We start from the raw sequence: 17,436 nt of genomic DNA, 5'->3' as shown, positions 1-17,436 counted from the left end.
GTTTGCTCAGGCAGGGGAGAATAGCCTAACGTCGGTCCGCGTCCGTGCCGAAGGAGATCCTGCTTGCGTTTTCCGCTGTCGTCCGTGCTGTGCACCGCTCTGGCCGTGGCCCTGGCCGGTTGCACACCGTCGCCCTCGGCGACACCGGAGCCGGGGCCGGCTGCCGGCGAAGACGCGCGGCCGCAGGAAGGTTCACTGGCGGAGCCGACACCGGGGGCCGGGCAGGGCAGCGTCACCATCGCCGGTGAGGATGCCACCGAGGACGTGCAGCGGTGGACACCGCCACGGGTCGACCGGCAGGGCCGCAGCGTCGCCCAGCTGCGTCGCGCAGCCGAAAAGGCGTTCAGCGAAGGGCACCTGTACGAGGACGCCGACGCGGCGGTTCCGCTGTGGCTGGCGGTACAGGAGGAAGACCCGGATGACCGCCTGGCCCGCAGCGGCCTGCAGCGTGCTCGCCAGCGCCTGCAGCAGCAGGCCGATGCCCTGCTGGTTCGGCCACTGCGGCAGCGCGAGGCGCTGGCCGAGGCGAGTCGCCAGGCGCTGGTGCTGCTGACCCTGGCGCCGAAGGATGAGAAGGTGCGCGCGCTGCAGGGCCGGGTGGAGCTCGCCCAGCGCGTGGTGGCCTATAACCGTGCTGGCGAGGAAGACCTGCGGTCGGGGCGGATCGGTGAGGACGGTGACGGTGCGATCGGCAACTTCCGTGAAGCGCTGGCTCTGGACGAACACAACAGCCGGGCGCGGCAGGGCCTGGCGGCGGCCGAAAGTGGCCTGATCCGCCGGGCCGAGGACGCCGCGCGCGTACGCGACTTTGCCAGTGCGGGCACCTGGCTGGCCGAAGCCAGCAAGGTCCGTGACTCGTCACCGACCATTGCCGATGCCTTTGAGCGCATCGAGCAGATCCGCGCCGCCGCGCTGCTGCAGCTGCGTGATGAGGGCCTGCGCGAGCTGGCGACGCCGCAGGGGCTGAAGCCGGCGCGCGAAAAGCTGGCCGAGGCCCTGCGCATCGCCTTGCCGGGGGATGCGGTGGTGGCCCAGCTGCGCGAACGCATCGATCTGGCCACCCATTACGGCAGCTTCCGCCCGGGCCAGGTGTTCAGCGACGCGATGCGTGATGGTGGGCGCGGTCCGCAGATGGTGGTGGTGCCGCATGGCGGCTTCCAGATGGGCGCGGGTGATGCCGAGCCCGGTTCCACCGACGCCGAGCGCCCCTCCCATTACGTTCGCTTTGACCGCGGCTTCGCGATGGCGATCACCGAGGTTACCGTCGGCGATTTCGAGCGCTATGTGAGGTCGACCAATGCACGACCACGTGCGACCCGGCGCGGCCACTCGGTGGTCTATGACGAGCGCAGCGGCAATTTCATCCGCCGCAGCGGCGTCGACTGGCGTTCGGATTACGATGGCGCGCGCGCACTGGGCAACTCGCCGGTGATGCATGTCAGCGTGCGGGATGCCGAGAACTACGCGGCATGGCTGTCCGAGCAGACCGGACGCAGCTACCGGCTGCCGAGCGAGGCCGAATTCGAATATGCGCTGCGCGCCGGGAACAGTGGCCGCTACCCCTGGGGAGACGCCGGTACGCCGCCGCCGGGCAGCGGCAACTTCACCGGCAGCAAGGACGTCTCGCCTTCGGGTCGGCACTGGCACAACGCTTTCATCGGCTATGGCGATGGCTGGTGGGGACCGGCGCCGGTGGCCAGTTTCCAGGCCAATGCTTTCGGCCTGCACGACATGGCCGGGAATCTGAGCGAATGGGTGGCCGACTGCTGGCACGCCAGCTACCGGCGTGCGCCGTCCGACGGTGTCGCCTGGTTCAACCCGGGCTGCCGGTCACGGGTGATCCGGGGCGGCAATTGGGCCAATGCGCCCGAGCAGACTCGTGCGGCCTGGCGGCAATCGCAGGATTCGGACACCACCAATGCGCGCATCGGCTTCCGTCTGGTGCGCGGCATCTGAGCGGCATCGGGCTTCACCCGCTGCTGGCGTCCGCGCACTAAGATTGCGCCGTGCCCGCCAGCCGGCGGGGTCTGCTGGAAGACCACCGATGCGCAACGATCCCTTTTCCCGCTCGCCCCAAGGCCCGCAGCGACGCGGCCTGTTCGGCAACATCCGCTGGTGGGTGCTGCTGCTGGCGGCGGGCTATGCGGTGTTCTACTGGTTCTCCAATCGCACCGTCGATCCCTACACCGGCGAGAAGGTGATGATCGACAGCAGCCTGGATGCGCGCCAGGAGACCGCGCTCGGTCTGCAGGCCTACCAGCAGATCCTCGCGCAGGAACGGCCGATGGATCCGAATGCGCCGATCGCGCGCGATGTGCGCGACATCGCGCAGCGCCTGATCGCCAAGGTGGATGTGGTGGAGACCGCGCTGGCACAGGAGCACGGCGTGCAGCCGGCGCATTTCGCGCGGGATTTCCAGTGGGAAGTGAATGTGATCCCGTCCGAGCAGGCCAATGCGTTCTGCCTGCCGGGCGGCAAGATGGCGGTCTACACCGGCCTGGTGCCGGTGGCGCGTACGCGTGATGCGATGGCGGTGGTGATGGGCCATGAGATCGCCCACGCGCTGCTGCGCCATGGTGCGCAGCGGATGGCGCAGCAGAAGCTGACCCAGATCGGGCAGATGGCCGGTGCCGCCAGCGGCATGGATGCGCAGCAGCAACAGATGATGATGTCGGCGATGGGCTACGGGTATCTGCTGCCCTATGCACGCAGCCACGAGACGCAGGCCGATGAAGTGGGGCTGATGCTGGCCGCAGCGGCGTGCTTCGATCCCCGCGAGGCGGTGCCGCTGTGGCAGCGCATGGGCCAGGCCAGTGGCGGCCAGGCGCCGCCGGAGTTCGCTTCCACCCACCCGAATCCGGGCACCCGCATCCAGAACCTGCAGGCACTGATGCCGAAGGCGCTCGAGTACCGGCAGAAGTTCTGCGAGCAGGCAAAGTAGGGGGTTGTTCGTCAGGGCTGCGCCCTGCACCTGCGGTAGTGCCGGCCGCTGGCCGGCAACCTCAACGGCAACAGCAACAGCGTGCATTCCGTGGGATGGCGGGGTGGGTCCGGTTGCGGGGGCCGCTGCAAGTACGTCCATGTAAGCTCGGTCGCCGCATCCATGCGGCTCACGCCCCCGCAACCGGACCCACCCCGCCTTCGACAGATTTCTGCTGCTGTTGGTAGGTGTCGACCTTGGTCGACACGGTAGATCCACGCCATGCGTGGATGCTTGTCGATCTCGATTCGATGTATTCGATTTCGATGGAGATTCATCCACGCATGGCGTGGATCTACCCCATCGCGGAAAACTGTCAGAGGTGGGGCGGTGTCGGAGTGCGGGGTGTCAGCCGCATGGATGCGGCTGCCAAGCCCCCATGGTGAAGTGACCCCCGGGAGTTGGACATCAGATCCAACCCCGAGGGATACATGAACAGATACGACGCGCGTTTCAAACTGCAGGTCGCCAAAGAGGCCTGCAAGACCTCCACATCGGTCAAAGCCGTTGCTCGTCGCTACGGCCTGGAGTTCTCCACGGTCAGGCGCTGGGTGGCGACCTATCGGCTGCATGGTTGGCGCGGGTTTCGCCGCCAGGCCCAGTCCTATGACCTCGCATTCAAGCTGGCTGTCCTGAAGAAGATGGGCCAGGACGGCATGTCCGGGCGGGAGGCCGCCACTTACTTTCAAATTGGCGATGCCGGCGCGGTGGGTCGGTGGCGTCGCCTGTATGCTCAAGGCGGTGCCCAAGCGCTGGCACCACCTCCGCCGCCGCCCCGAAAGCCGATGAAAAAGACCCGCTCGTCCAAGCCACCTGAGGAAATGAGCCGCGATGAGCTGCTCAAGGAAGTCGCCTATCTGCGTGCGGAGACCGACTACCTAAAAAAACTCGATGCCTTGATCCGGGAAGAGCAGGCGGCGCAGGACGCAAAGCGCAAGCCATCCAAGGATTGAGGCAGGTTCATACGCTGTCGCTTCTGCTCGAAGCGGCAGAGCTGTCACGCAGTACGTTCTATTACCAGAACCATGTCCTGGCCCATCCGGATCAGGATGAGGCAGCCCTGTGCGAGCGCATCCGGGCAATCTACGATCAAAGCCAAGGGCGCTATGGGTATCGCACGGTGACGCTGGAACTGGCCAATCAGGGCCATCGGACCAATCACAAGCGGGTACAGCGCCTGATGGGGGAGATGGGCCTGAAATCACGGGTACGCGTGAAGCGCTACCGGTCCTTCAAAGGGGCCGCCAATGTTGTGGTTGGCAATGACCTCAATCGCCAGTTCCATGCCGAGCGGCCCAACCAGAAGTGGGTGACCGACGTCACCGAGTTCAAGGTGCAAGGCATGAAGCTGTACCTGTCGCCGATCATGGACCTCTACAACGGTGAAATCGTGGCTTATCAGATCAAGCGCCAGCCTGTGTTCGATCTGGTAGGTCAGATGCTGGAGGAGGCCATCAAGAAGCTTTCGCCGGATGAGCGGCCAATGATCCACTCCGACCAGGGCTGGCAGTACCAGCATGAGAACTACCGGCACATGCTGGAAAAGCACTCGTTGAAGCAAAGCATGTCCCGACGTGGCAACTGCTTGGACAATGCGGCAATGGAAAGCTTCTTCGGGACGCTGAAGTCGGAGTTCTTCTACCTGAACAGATTTGACAGCATCGAAAGCCTGGAGGCCGGGCTGGTGGAGTACATCAAGTACTACAACCAAGAGCGAATCAGATTGAAATTGAAGGGGCTAAGCCCGGTAAAGTACCGGGAACAGGCCCAAGCAGCCGCCTGACCCCACCGTCCAAGTCTCGGGGGTCACTTCATGGACGGGTTTACGGCGTCCCCGCACTCTGGCACCGCCCCGCCAACCCGCGGAATGCCAGCTTTTGCTGTTGCTGTTGAGGCTGCCGGCCAGCGGCCGGCACTACCGCGGGTGCAGGGCGCAGCCCTGCCGAACAACCCTCTACTTGACCTGCACGTCGATCACGCCGTCGCCGACGCGGGCCTGCAGGGCGTCACCAGGTTGCACCTGGTCGATGCGCCGCACCAGCGCACCATCGTCGCTGCGGGTCAGGATGCTGTAGCCACGCGCCACGGTCGCCAGCGGGCTGACTGCTTCAAGTGAACGCGCCAGTCCGCGCAGTCGCAGTGCATCGCGCTCCAGCAGACGCTGCATCGCTGCCTGCGGCCGCCCACGCAGGGCGGTCAGGCGACGCTGCATCGCGTCCAGCTGGCGCTGCGGATGATGCCCACGCAGTACCGCAGACGCGTGACGCAGGCGCGCGGCACGGCGCTCCTGCTGCTGGTTGAACGCGGCATGCAGGCGCCGGCCCAGATCGAGCTGGCGTCGACGCAGCAGATCCAGTCGTGCCTGCGGGCTCTGGGCGTTCAGGCGCAACAGGGCGCGGTCGGCGCGCTGCATCGCCTGCTGCATCGCATGCCGTTGCAGCTGCACCATGCGGGCGGCCGTGCGGCGCAGGCGCAGGGCCAGTTCGCGCTGGTCGGGTACCAGCAGCTCGGCCGCCACCGAGGGCGTTGGTGCACGCAGGTCGGCGGCGAAGTCGCTCAGGCTGAAGTCGGTTTCGTGGCCCACCGCCGAGACCACCGGCGTGCGGCTGGCGGCGATCGCACGGGCCAGTGTTTCATCGTTGAAGGCCCACAGGTCTTCCAGCGAACCACCACCGCGGGTCAGCAGGATCACGTCGTAGCGGCCACTGGCATCGGCGGCCTGCAGCAGCCGGGTGATCTGCGCGGCGGCACTGCTGCCCTGTACCAGGGTCGGCAGCAGGTCCACTTCCAGCAGCGGGAAGCGCCGGCCGAGCACGCTCAGCACGTCGCGCACGGCGGCGCCGGTGGGCGAGGTGATCACGGCCAGGCGCTGCACGTGCGCCGGCAGCGGCCGCTTGCGTGCCGGGTCGAACAGGCCCTCGGCCTCCAGCCGTGCCTTCAGCTCCTCGAAGGCGCGGCGCAGCGCGCCTTCGCCGGCTTCCTCCATGTGGTCCAGCACCATCTGGTACTCGCCACGGGCGTCGTACAGGGTCACCTTGCCGCGCACCAGCACGCGCATGCCTTCGCGCGGCACGAACTTCAGGTACTGCGCCTTCATCCGGAACATCGCCGCACGCAGCTGCGCGCGCGCGTCCTTCAGGTTGAAGTAGAGGTGTCCGGAGGCAGGACGCGCCACGCTGCCCAGTTCGGCCTCGACCCAGATCGCCGGGAAGCTGCCTTCCAGCAGGTCGCGGGCCAGGGTGTTGAGCTGGCTGGGGGTGAGGATGTCGTTGTTGCGTGGCTGCATGGAAACGGCGTGCTGCGGGCGGAACGGGGGCTCAGGATCGCACGTCAGCGCGCCGTGTGCTGGCCCAGTGCCCACTGCACGTGTTCACGCACCAGCGGCGAGGGATCGTCGATGCGGGTCTGCAGCGCAGCCAGCGCTTCGGCCGAGGACGGCGCATTGCCCAGCGCCACGGCGATGTTGCGTAGCCAGCGCTCATGGCCGCTGCGCCTGATCGGGCTGCCTTCGGTGCGGCGCAGGAACTCGGCTTCGTCCCAGGCGAACAGCTGGTCCAGGCGCGCGGTATCGAGGTTGTTGCGCGCGCGGAAATCGGCTTCGTCGGTGCGCTTGGCGAACTTGTTCCAGGGGCAGACCAGCTGGCAGTCGTCGCAGCCATAGATGCGGTTGCCGATCAGCGGGCGCATCTGTTCGGGAATGGCGCCGTCGTGTTCGATGGTCAGGTAGGAAATGCAGCGCCGCGCGTCCAGCCGCTGCGGGCCGGTGATGGCCTGGGTCGGGCAGACATCGATGCAGCGCGTGCAGGTGCCGCAGTGCGCCGTGGCCGGCGTATCGATCGGCAGCGGGATGTCGATGTAGATCTCGCCGATGAAGAACCAGGAACCGCCATGGCGGTCGATCAGGCAGGTGTGCTTGCCGATCCAGCCGAGCCCGGCGTTGCGGGCCAGTGCGCGCTCCAGGACGGGGGCGGAATCGACGAACACGCGGTAGCCCAGTGGTGCGACTTCGTCGTTGATCTGCGTGGCCAACTTCTGCAGGCGGTTGCGCATCAGCTTGTGGTAGTCGCGGCCCAGCGCATAGCGCGCCACGTAGGCGCGGCCCGGGTCGGCCAGCGTCGCCCACGCTTCGGTGTCATCCTTGTGGCTGTAGTCCATGCCCACCGAGATCACGCGCACAGTGCCGGGCAACAGCTCGGCCGGTCGTGCGCGCAGGGTGCCGTGGCGCGCCATCCAGTCCATCGTGCCGTACAGGCCCTGGCCCAGCCAGTCGGCCAGGTGCGCCTCGTCCTCGCCGAGCTCGATACCGGCGATGCCGCAGCGCTGGAAGCCATGCGCGCGGGCCAGTTCGCGGATGCGCTGCACGGCCTGGGCTGGATCGACGGGGGAGGGGGCGAGGGACATGCGCACCAGTATAAAATCCCTGCATGGCCAACCTCGCCGATCTGTTCGATTCCGCTGCCGCGCGTGCGCTGGATGCCCAGGCGTCCACCCTGGCGGGGGATGCTGGCTGGGGACTGATGGCGCAGGCCGGCCAGGCCGCCTGGCAGTGCCTGCTGCAGCATTGGCCGCAGGCGCAGCGCATCGGCGTGGTGGTCGGTGCGGGCAACAATGGCGGCGACGGCCTCGTGCTGGCTCGCCACGCGTTGCAGGCCGGACGCGAGGTGAGGGTGATCGCCCTGCCGGGCCGGGCGCCATCGACCGCGCTGGCGCAGCGTGCAACATCGGAGTTCAGGTCCGACGGCGGCGCCATCACCGAGTTCGACGGCGCGCTGCCCGAGGCCGACCTCTGGGTCGATGCCCTGTTCGGGCTGGGTTTCGATCGCGCGCCGGAGGGCGCGGCGCAGGCGCTGATCGTTGCGATCAATGCGCAGGCGGCACCTGTGCTGGCCCTGGATGTGCCCAGTGGCGTCGATGCCGACCGCGGTGCGGTACCCGGCGCGGCAGTACGCGCTGCGCTGACCCTGCAGTTCATCGTGGCCCATCGCGGGCTGTACACCGGCGACGCGCTGGATCATTGCGGGCACAAGGCCCTGGCACCCCTGCAGTTGCCCGCGGCCGCATGGCAAAGCGTGTCGCCTGCCGTGGAGTACTGGACGCAGGCACGGTTGCCGGCCCTGTTGCCGCCGCGCCGCGCAAATACCCACAAGGGTGAATCCGGCCACGTGCTGTGCGTCGGCGGCAACCACGGCAGCGGCGGTGCCATCGCCATGGCAGCCGAGGCCGCCTTGCGCGCAGGGGCGGGGCTGTTGAGCCTGGGCACCCGCCTCGACCACGTCGGTCCACTGCTGGCTCGGCTGCCCGAGGCGATGACCCACGCGTTGGAAGACGGCGAAGCGCTGCCGGCCTTGCTTGACAGGGCGGAGGTGGTGGCGATCGGGCCCGGTCTGGGCCAGGACGAATGGGCACGCGCGCTGTTTGCGCGGGTGCTGGCCAGCGCCAGACCACTGGTGGTCGATGCCGACGCGCTGAACCTGCTGGCGCAGGATCCGCGTGCCTTGCCCGGCGCCGTCCTCACACCGCACCCGGGCGAGGCCGCACGCCTGCTCGGCTGCAGCACCAGCGACATCCAGGCCGATCGCTACGCCTGTGCGCAGACGCTCGCCGAGCGTTTCCACGCGGTGGTGGTGTTGAAGGGCGCCGGCAGCATCGTGGCGGCGCCCGGGCAAACGCCCCGGTTGATCGCCGCCGGCAATCCCGGCATGGCCGTGGGGGGCATGGGCGACCTGCTCACCGGCATCATCGCCGGCCTGCGTGCGCAGGGCCTGGCCGCCTTCGATGCCGCCGCGGCGGGCGCGTTGCTGCATGCGCTGGCCGGCGACGCGGCTGCCGCTGACGGTGCACGCGGCCTGCTTCCTACTGATCTGCTGGCGCCGTTGCGGCGACTGGCCAACCCGGAATGCTTCCCATGACCGATTTCTTCCTTGCCGACAGCGACGCCACCGAACTGCTCGGGCAGTGGCTGGCGGCCACCCGGCCGCCGCAGGCGCTGATCGAACTGCGCGGCGACCTGGGCGCCGGCAAGTCCACTACGGCCCGCGCGCTGCTGCGCGCGCTGGGCGTGCGGGGCGCGATCCGCAGCCCCACCTACACCCTGGTCGAGCGCTATCCGCTGGCCAGTGGCGGTGAGGCGTGGCACCTGGACCTGTACCGCATCGGCCAGGCCGGTGAGCTGGATTTCCTAGGCCTGGACGAGGGCAGCGCGGTGCTGTGGCTGGTGGAATGGCCGGAACGGGGCGCCGGCGCGCTGCCGCCGACCGATCTGGTGGTAGCGCTGGAGATCGAAGGACAGGGGCGCCGTGTCCGTCTCACCGGAGCCAGCGACGTTGGACATGAATGGCTGAAACGGCTGCCCCAAGGGGGCGACTTGCAGGCCATTTCTGTCGGCTGACGAGAACAAAGATCGGCAGGTTACGGATTATTAAGGAAAAAGGTGTTGCATTCCGTTCAGCGCGGTGATTGAATCCTGAGCCATGCGCCCGGGGAACCGTCTCATCGCCATCTGTGCCGCCGTCGGACTGGGTCTGGCGAGCGTCAGTGCGTGGGCGGGTGAAGTCCGCCAGGTGCTGCTGAACACCGGCGCGACCGGCACCCGTGCCGAGATCTCACTGGTCGGCAGTGGCGGCTACAAGACCCTGTCGCTGGCCGGCCCGAACCGCCTGGTGGTCGATTTCCCCGACTCCAGCGCCGTACGCAACCTGAAGATGCCGGCCGCGCAGGGTGTGGTCACGGCGGTACGTACCGGACAGCCGGTCCCGGGCACTTTCCGTGTCGTGTTCGACCTTGCCGAATCGGTGGCGCCGTTCCGCCCGCAGATGCAGCGCGAGGGCAATGAATCCAAGCTGGTGATCGAATGGCCGGGTGATGGCCCTGCCGTGGCCACAACCAGCCGCCCGGCGACGCCACCGGCGGTGCAGCCGCAGGCGGCCGCTGCGGGGGGCTCAGTCGCGCCCACGCCGGCCGAGAACGCGCAGTCACGCACCGATGCTGCGCGGGCCACCGCCCTGCTGACCGCACAGGTGCAGCAGCAGGCCAGCGCCAGCGCCGCCGCACCCGCCACGCCGACCCCCGCACCGACCAGCGCGCCGGCCCAGGTTGCTGCGGCAGGTGTCGCGGCCAGCAGCACGCCTTCATCCTCGCCGGCTGCAATCCTCGCCGGCCAGCGCACTGCTGCGGTGGTGACCACGCCGCCGGCAACGGCCCCTACACCGGCACCGACGCCGGCCGAGCCGCCGCGTCCGGCCATGCCCAGCGATGCATCGCGCATCCGCATGCAGCCCGGCATGCGCCACCTTGTGGTGGCGATCGATCCCGGTCATGGTGGTCAGGACCCGGGTGCGATCGGCCCGACCGGCAAGCGCGAGAAGGATGTCACCCTGGCCGTGGCGCGTGAGCTGGCCCGCCAGGTCAACGCCACGCCGGGCCTGAAGGCCTACCTGACGCGCGACAGCGACGTGTTCATCCCGCTGCCGATGCGTGCGCAGAAGGCGCGTGCGAACAAGGCGGACATCTTCATTTCGATCCATGCCGACGCGGCCGAGAACCGTTCGGCCACGGGTTCGTCGGTGTACGTGCTGTCGACCAAGGGTGCCTCTTCGCAGCGCGCCCGCTGGCTGGCAGACAAGGAAAACGCGGCCGATCTGGTCGGTGGCGTTCGCCTGCAGCAGACCGAGGGCACGCTTGCCAATGTGCTGTTGGACCTGGCGCAGAGCGGCTACATGAAGGCGTCCGAAGACGCCGCCGGCCACGTGCTGGGCGGCCTGAAGCGGATCGGCAACAACCACAAGCCGAACATCGAGCGCGCCAACTTCGCGGTGCTGCGCACGTCGGACATGCCAGCGATGCTGGTGGAAACGGCGTTCATTTCCAATCCGGATGAAGAGCGCCGCCTGACGGACCCGGCTTACCAGCGCAAGGTCGCTGGCGCTGTGCTGGATGGTGTGCACACCTTCTTCAGCCGCCAACCGCCGCCGGGCACGTTGTATGCCGCCCGCGCGCAGGCCGAGATCGACGCCGCAGCCACCATGGCCGGCGGCAGCAAATAACCCGCCGAAGGCGGGTTTCTGCTTTCTGCAGAGTCGAGCCGCGCTCGACTGGGCCTTGCGGGTAGCCCGTCAGTCGAGCATGGCTCGACTCTACCCTTGGCCGCTCCGTTATCATCCCCGCATGACGTCTGCTACCCATCCGCGCCCGATCCGGCCGTTGCCGGAGATCCTGATCAACCAGATCGCCGCCGGCGAAGTGGTCGAACGACCCGCGTCGGTGGTCAAGGAACTGGTCGAGAACGCGATCGACGCCGGCGCCAGCCGCGTTGATATCGATCTTGAAGAGGGCGGCGTGCGCCTGATCCGCATCCGCGACAACGGCAGTGGCATCGCGCCCGAGCAGTTGCCACTGGCAGTGTCGCGCCATGCCACCAGCAAGATCGCCGATCTTGACGATCTCGAATCGGTGGCCACGCTCGGTTTCCGGGGAGAAGCGCTGCCGTCGATCGCATCGGTCAGCCGCTTCACCCTGTGCTCGCGGCGCGCGCACGACGAGCACGGTTCGGCACTGCAGATCGAAGGCGGCAAGATCGGCGAGGTGACCCCGCGCGCGCATGCGCCGGGCACCACGGTGGAAGTGCGTGAGTTGTTCTACAACGTGCCGGCGCGGCGCAAGTTCCTGCGCGCCGAGCGTACCGAACTGGGCCATATCGAAGAGTGGCTGCGTTCGCTGGCGCTGGCACGGCCGGATGTCGAGCTGCGCGTGTCGCACAACGGCAAGGCCTCGCGGCGCTACAAGCCGGGCGATCTGTATTCCGATGCACGCCTTGCCGAAACGCTGGGCGAGGATTTCGCCAACCAGGCCGTGCGCGTGGACCACAGCGGCGCCGGCCTGCGCCTGCATGGCTGGATTGCGCAGCCGCATTATTCGCGCGCGAGCGCCGACCAGCAGTACCTGTACGTCAACGGTCGCTCAGTGCGTGACCGCAGCGTCGCCCACGCAGTGAAGATGGCCTACGGCGACGTGCTGTATCACGGCCGCCAGCCGGCCTATGTGCTGTTCCTCGAACTGGATCCGACCCGCGTCGACGTCAACGTGCATCCGGCCAAGCACGAGGTGCGCTTCCGCGATTCGCGGCTGGTCCACGATTTCGTCTATCGCACGTTGAAGGATGCGCTGGCCGATACCCGTGCCGGCATGTCGGCGCAGGAGATCGGTGCCGGCCCCGCACATCCGGCGGACGCCGCCGCCGTCCCGACGGCATCGAGCGCCGGCGCGTCGGGGTTCGGGCTGGTGCGTGGGGCTGCGCCCGGCTCGGGAGGTGGTGGTGGCGGATTTTCAGGCTGGCGTCCGCAGCAGCCGCTGGGCCTGCAGGTGGCCGATGCACCGGCCGCCTACGCCGCGCTGTATGCCACGCCGGCCGGTGCCGAACGCGCAGCGGCGTTGCCGCCGATGCCGAGCGAGAACGGGTTGCCGGTAACCAGTGCCGACGCGGGTGTACCGCCGCTGGGCTACGCGATCGCGCAGCTGCATGGCATCTACATCCTGGCCGAGAACGCTGAAGGCCTGATCGTGGTCGACATGCATGCGGCCCACGAACGCATCGGCTACGAGCGCCTGAAGAATGCGCACGATGGCATCGGCCTGCAGTCGCAGCCGTTGCTGGTGCCGATCACGCTGGCGGTGGGCGAGCGCGAGGCCGACACCGCCGAAAGCGAAGCCGACACACTGGCGGCGCTCGGCTTCGAGGTGACCCGGGCCGGCCCCGGGTCGCTGCACGTGCGCAGCATTCCGGCACTGCTGGCGCATGCCGAACCGGAAGGACTGCTGCGCGACGTGCTGACCGACCTGCGCGAGCACGGCCAGAGCCGCCGCGTGGCCAGTGCACGCGACGAGCTGCTGTCGACCATGGCCTGCCATGGCGCGGTGCGTGCCAACCGGCGCCTGACCGTGCCGGAAATGAACGCGCTGCTGCGCGACATGGAAATCACCGAACGGTCCGGCCAGTGCAACCACGGCCGACCGACCTGGGCCCGTTTTTCGCTGGCGGAGATCGACCGCTGGTTCCTGCGCGGACGTTGAGGGGAGCATCGATGCGTTATCGGGGAGTGGCGGGCCTGCTGGCCGCCGTGGTGTTGGCCGCCTGCAGCCCGGCAACTCCGCCGGCGCCGACGGTCGCTGAAGATCCGGCCTACGCGGCCGCGCAGCAGCAATGGCGTGTAGCGCGCTACCAGGACCTGACCCGGCCCGATGGCTGGACGGCCCTGGTCGGCCTGCACTGGCTGCAGAACAAATCCCATTTCGTTGGCAGCGGCGCCACCAACGGTATCCGCCTGTCGGTCGGCCCGGACAGGCTGGGCCTGCTGCGCCGCGACGGGACGCAGTGGTGGTTCACGCCTGAAGCCGGTGTCGATGTCAGCCACGACGGCCAGCCGGTGCGTGGCCGCATCCGCGTCGACACCGACAAGGACGCGCAGCCGACGCTGCTGGCCTTCGATGGCGGCAAGGGCCAGCTCAGCATCATCCGCCGGGGGCCACGGGACGCGCTGCGGGTCAAGCATGCCGAGGCACCTGCGCGGCGTGATTTCGCCGGCCTGCAGTACTGGCCGGGCGGCGCGGACTGGCAGGTGCAGGCGCGTTTCATCGCGCATCCGCCGGGGAAGACCTTGCCGATCGTCGACATCACTGGCTTGACCACCGAGATGCCCAATGCCGGTGCAGTGGAGTTCGAACGTGATGGCCGCAGCTGGCGCCTGGAGGCCATCGGTGCGCCCGGGCAGCCACTGTTCCTGATCTTCGCCGACCGCACCAGCGGCCGCGGCAGCTATCCGGCCGGGCGCTATCTGGATACCGATGCCCCCGCTGCAGACGGCACGGTGCGCATCGATTTCAACCATGCCTACAACCCACCGTGCGCGTTCACCGCCTACGCGACCTGCCCGCTGGCGCCGCCGGAAAACCGGTTGGACCTGCGCGTGGAAGCGGGCGAGAAGGCCTACCACCTGCCTGAAGGAGAAGGCTGACCATGCCGATAAAACACCTGTTCCGTACCGCGCTGTTGCTGGCGGCCTGCGCAGTGGCGCCACTGGCCACGGCCCGCGATGGCCAGGCCAGCCCTGCCGCGGCCGCGGCCGCAACGGCGGCCAAGCCGCCGGTACCCCTGTTGTGGAAAGTCACCGGCCCGGGCGATGCACGCGTGTACCTGCTGGGATCGTTCCATCTGCTGAAGCCACAGGACTACCCGCTGTCGCCCGATGTCGAGCAGGCGTTCGAAGCCTCGCAGCGGGTGGTGTTCGAACTGTCGCCGGAAGACATGCAGTCGCCCCAGCTGGCCAGCCGCATGGTGCAGGCTGCGACCCGCACCGATGGCAGCGAGCTGAAGCGTGATCTGGATGCGGCCACCTGGCAGAAGCTGCAGGCCTTTGCTGCCCAGAACCAGTTGCCGCTGGCGCAGATGCAGGGCATGAAGCCGTGGTTCGTCGGTCTGAGCATTTCGATCGGGCAGATGCAGAAGCTGGGCCTGGACCCGGCGCTGGGCCTGGACCGCCACTTCATGGAACGTGCGCAGAAGACCGGCCGCAAGACCGCGGGACTGGAAGATATCGATACCCAGATCGGCATGCTGGACGGGATGACGGTGCAGGAACAGCGGCAGATGCTGGCCGAAGCACTGGACCAGGCCGGCAAGGCCGATGAGCAGGCGCGGCTGCTGCATGATGCATGGCGTCGCGGCGACGAGCGCCTGCTGTGGACCAAGATGGCGGCAGAAATGCGCCAGCAGTATCCGCAGCTGTACCAGCGCATCAACACCGGTCGCAACGATGCCTGGGTGCCGAAGCTGCAGCCGTACCTGCAGGCCGGGCAGGGCGGTACGCTGGTGGTGGTCGGCACGCTGCACCTGCTGGGCAGTGATGGCGTGGTCGAGAAGCTGAGGGCGAAGGGCTACAAGGTCGAGCGCGTGTGCACGGGGTGCAAGGCCAAACGCTGACGCACGGTTGGCGCGATGCCAAACAAGACGGCGCGCCAGGGGCGCGCCGTTTCCGTATCAGCCGTTGCTGCAGCTCAGCGGCGGGTCTTGCCGCCGGTGCCGGTACCGGTGCCGGGTTCGCCGGGCCTGTTGCCGGTTCCCGTTCCGGTGCCGCCCGGGCGCGGGCCACCGAAGCCGCTGCCCATGCTGCGCTGGAATTCCTGCCACAGCTCCAGGTTGCGCTCGGTCAGCTGGTTCATCATCGCCCACGGGGTCTGGCCCAGCAGGTTGCCCATCTGCTGGCGGAACTGCTGCTGCTGGTCGAGGAAGACCTGCATGCTGCGCTCCAGGTAGTTGCCCATGAAGCCCTGCAGGGAATCGCCGTAGAAGCGGATCAGCTGGCTCAGCAGCTGGGTCGAGAGCATCGGTTCGCCGTCCTGTTCCTGGTCGGCGATGATCTGCAGCAGGACCGAACGGGTGAGGTCGTCGCCGCTCTTGGCGTCGCGGACTTCGAAGTCTTCACCGTCCAGGATCAGCTGGCGCACGTCCTCGATGGTGATGTAGCTGGAGATCTCGGTGTCGTAGAGACGGCGGTTCGGATACTTCTTGATGATGCGGGTCGCAGCCATGAAGCGGTACTCGTCACAGTAGACGCGCAGCATGGCGCAGTGCAGCAGCGGTTGCAACCGCCCCAGCCCCCGCCGGGCTTGGCTTTCAGCAGCGATCATGTTGCGCAGCAAGGGTTTGCGTGCTGCGCAGCATGACCATCGGCAGGGGCCGTCAGCGCATGCCGCAACGGCCCCTGCGCGGCTTACCAGCCCATGTGGTGGCCGCCGTTGATGTCCAGGTTGCTGCCGGTGATCCATGAGGCTTCCTCGGCCACCAGGAAGGACACGCCATAGGCGATTTCCTCCGGCTTGCCGAGGCGCCCGGTGGGGATGTCGGCGATGATCTTGGCGCGTACGTCCTCCGGAACCGCCATCACCATGTCGGTGGCGACGTAGCCGGGCGAAATGGTGTTCACGGTGATGCCGAAGCCGGCGTTCTCGCGGGCCAGCGAAATGGTGAAGCCGTGCATGCCGGCCTTGGCCGCGGCGTAGTTGGCCTGGCCGTACTGGCCCTTCAGGCCGTTGATCGAGCTGATCTGGATGACCCGGCCCCAGCAGCGGCGCCGCATGCCTTCGATCACCGGACGGGTGACGTTGAACACCGAATTGAGGTTGGTGTTGATCACATCGTGCCACTGGTCCGCGCGCATGCGGTGGAACGTCGTGTCGCGGGTGATGCCGGCATTGTTGACCAGGATCTCGACCGGGCCCAGCTCGGCCTCGACCGCACGCACCAGCGCCTCGGCGCTGCCTGGATCGGAGACATCGCCCGGGAAGATCGACACGTTGTAGCCGCGCTCGGTCATCGCCTGCTGCCATGCGCGGGCCTTGCCCTCGTCGCGGTAGTTGGTGGCGACCCGGTGGCCCTGGTCGGCCAGGCGTTGGCAGATGGCGGTACCGATGCCGCCGGTTCCGCCGGTGACCAGTGCGACGCGAGATGTCATGGAATGCTGTCCGGGAATCAGGTGGGGGAAGGGGGATTCTGCAACATCGGCGCGGAAAGTGCGCCGGCCGGCAACAGGATGTCGGTCCGCGGCAGTCGAACCGGGTCGAATGCCCGTTGCGCAGTGTGCAGCAGCGCATCCCGGTCATCGGCGCCGTCCAGTGCGGCAGGGGCCTGGCCCAGCAGTTGCCAGAGCGCGCGCAGTACCGGCACCGGCCGTGTACTGTCCACCGGCAGCGACGCCAGCGACTTGGACAGTTTGTGGCCGGGGGCGTCGAGCAGCAGCGGCAGGTGCCAGTAGCGCGGCACCGCCAGGCCCAGCGCCTGCTGCAGCAGGATCTGCCGCGCGGTGGAATCGAGCAGATCGGCGCCGCGCACCACTTCGGTCACCCCCTGCGCGGCGTCATCGACCACCACCGCCAGCTGGTAGGCCCAGCAGCCGTCGGCACGGCGCAGCACGAAGTCGCCGACTTCGGCATGCACGTCCTGCTGCTGCGGGCCACGCAGCCCATCGTCGAAGTGCACGACGCTGCCCGGTGGCACGCGGAAGCGGACGGCGGGGTCCGGTCGCGGTTGCCGCGCAACGCAGCGGTGGTGGATGCCGCCGCTGGCAGCCAGTTCGCTGCGGCTGCAGTGGCAGATGAAGGCCTGGTCGCTGACCAGCAGCACGTCCAGCGCGGCCTGGTAGGCCTCGCCTCGAGCGCTCTGCCACAGGACCGGGCCGTCGTGGACCAGGCCGAACGCAGCCAGTGCCTGCAGCTGTGACTGCGCGGCGCCGGGCACGGTACGCGGCGGGTCAACGTCTTCGATGCGCAGCCGCCACAGGCCGCCGTGGTGGCGGGCCAGCAGCCAGCTGCCGAAGGCGGCAAGCAGGGATCCGGGGTGGAGCAGGCCGGTCGGCGAGGGCGCGAAGCGGCCGCAGGGAACAATGGCGGTCATGCAGGCTGAATCGTCG

The 17,436-nt window shown here is 68.2% G+C and carries 14 protein-coding genes; 9 read left to right on the top strand and 5 right to left on the bottom strand.

Annotated features, from left to right (window positions below):
* Nucleotides 1-63: 63 nt before the first annotated feature.
* The 3 genes from ACUDTM_RS06355 (at nt 64) to ACUDTM_RS06345 (ending at nt 4,763) form a co-directional block, all read left to right on the top strand.
* Nucleotides 64-1,956 (top strand): formylglycine-generating enzyme family protein, encoded by a 1,893-nt coding sequence (locus ACUDTM_RS06355; protein ID WP_088496276.1) that lies wholly within the window; start codon nt 64-66, stop codon nt 1,954-1,956.
* A gap of 88 nt (nt 1,957-2,044) precedes the next feature.
* Nucleotides 2,045-2,941, top strand: a complete 897-nt coding sequence (locus ACUDTM_RS06350; RefSeq protein ID WP_065186028.1) for a M48 family metallopeptidase — start codon at nt 2,045-2,047, stop codon at nt 2,939-2,941.
* Between the two features lie 470 nt (nt 2,942-3,411).
* Nucleotides 3,412-4,763 (top strand): IS3 family transposase gene (locus ACUDTM_RS06345; protein ID WP_445391216.1). Its coding sequence is split into 2 segments (ribosomal slippage): nt 3,412-3,859 and nt 3,859-4,763, totalling 1,353 coding nucleotides; the frame shifts between segments, so codons are not numbered across the junction.
* 171 nt (nt 4,764-4,934) lie between these two features.
* On the opposite strand, the gene xseA is transcribed toward ACUDTM_RS06345, so the two are convergent.
* Together xseA and queG are read right to left on the bottom strand one after the other, a co-directional pair.
* On the bottom strand, nt 4,935-6,266 hold the full coding sequence (gene xseA, locus ACUDTM_RS06340) for an exodeoxyribonuclease VII large subunit (RefSeq protein WP_111007930.1): 1,332 nt from the start codon (nt 6,264-6,266) through the stop codon (nt 4,935-4,937).
* A gap of 44 nt (nt 6,267-6,310) precedes the next feature.
* Nucleotides 6,311-7,381 carry a tRNA epoxyqueuosine(34) reductase QueG gene (gene queG / locus ACUDTM_RS06335; protein WP_061478065.1) on the bottom strand — a complete coding sequence of 357 codons (1,071 nt, stop codon included), beginning with the start codon at nt 7,379-7,381 and terminating at the stop codon, nt 6,311-6,313.
* A gap of 23 nt (nt 7,382-7,404) precedes the next feature.
* Between queG and ACUDTM_RS06330 the strand changes: the two genes are divergently transcribed.
* The 6 genes from ACUDTM_RS06330 to ACUDTM_RS06305 all read left to right on the top strand — a co-directional run bounded on the left by ACUDTM_RS06330 (nt 7,405) and on the right by ACUDTM_RS06305 (nt 14,951).
* On the top strand, nt 7,405-8,889 hold the full coding sequence (locus ACUDTM_RS06330; RefSeq protein WP_445391215.1) for an NAD(P)H-hydrate dehydratase: 1,485 nt from the start codon (nt 7,405-7,407) through the stop codon (nt 8,887-8,889).
* A complete protein-coding gene (tsaE, locus tag ACUDTM_RS06325; RefSeq protein ID WP_072168411.1) occupies nt 8,886-9,368 on the top strand; it encodes a tRNA (adenosine(37)-N6)-threonylcarbamoyltransferase complex ATPase subunit type 1 TsaE in 483 nt (160 codons plus the stop codon). Before ACUDTM_RS06330 ends, tsaE begins: the two co-directional genes overlap by 4 nt.
* A gap of 82 nt (nt 9,369-9,450) precedes the next feature.
* On the top strand, nt 9,451-11,022 hold the full coding sequence (locus tag ACUDTM_RS06320; protein ID WP_061478062.1) for an N-acetylmuramoyl-L-alanine amidase: 1,572 nt from the start codon (nt 9,451-9,453) through the stop codon (nt 11,020-11,022).
* 121 nt (nt 11,023-11,143) lie between these two features.
* Nucleotides 11,144-13,045 (top strand): DNA mismatch repair endonuclease MutL, encoded by a 1,902-nt coding sequence (gene mutL, locus ACUDTM_RS06315; protein ID WP_061478061.1) that lies wholly within the window; start codon nt 11,144-11,146, stop codon nt 13,043-13,045.
* Nucleotides 13,046-13,056: 11 nt separating this feature from the next.
* Nucleotides 13,057-13,986, top strand: coding sequence for a DUF1684 domain-containing protein (locus tag ACUDTM_RS06310; RefSeq protein ID WP_188240787.1), 930 nt, complete (start codon nt 13,057-13,059; stop codon nt 13,984-13,986).
* A gap of 2 nt (nt 13,987-13,988) precedes the next feature.
* On the top strand, nt 13,989-14,951 hold the full coding sequence (locus ACUDTM_RS06305; RefSeq protein WP_005417757.1) for a TraB/GumN family protein: 963 nt from the start codon (nt 13,989-13,991) through the stop codon (nt 14,949-14,951).
* A gap of 74 nt (nt 14,952-15,025) precedes the next feature.
* Here the strand turns inward: ACUDTM_RS06305 and phaR are convergent, their stop codons facing one another.
* From phaR to gluQRS, 3 genes are all read right to left on the bottom strand, one after another.
* Complete coding sequence (gene phaR / locus ACUDTM_RS06300) at nt 15,026-15,559, bottom strand: polyhydroxyalkanoate synthesis repressor PhaR (RefSeq protein WP_072168416.1); 534 nt, start codon at nt 15,557-15,559, stop codon at nt 15,026-15,028.
* A 182-nt stretch (nt 15,560-15,741) separates the two neighbouring features.
* Complete coding sequence (gene phbB, locus ACUDTM_RS06295; RefSeq protein ID WP_088497642.1) at nt 15,742-16,482, bottom strand: acetoacetyl-CoA reductase; 741 nt, start codon at nt 16,480-16,482, stop codon at nt 15,742-15,744.
* A 17-nt stretch (nt 16,483-16,499) separates the two neighbouring features.
* Nucleotides 16,500-17,420, bottom strand: coding sequence for a tRNA glutamyl-Q(34) synthetase GluQRS (gene gluQRS / locus ACUDTM_RS06290; RefSeq protein WP_353080622.1), 921 nt, complete (start codon nt 17,418-17,420; stop codon nt 16,500-16,502).
* Nucleotides 17,421-17,436 lie beyond the last annotated feature (16 nt).

This window comes from Stenotrophomonas maltophilia group sp. vghtpe118 (assembly GCF_052605195.1).
Note: the sequence above shows the minus strand (reverse complement) of the source record. Positions and strands in the feature narration are given on the sequence as shown.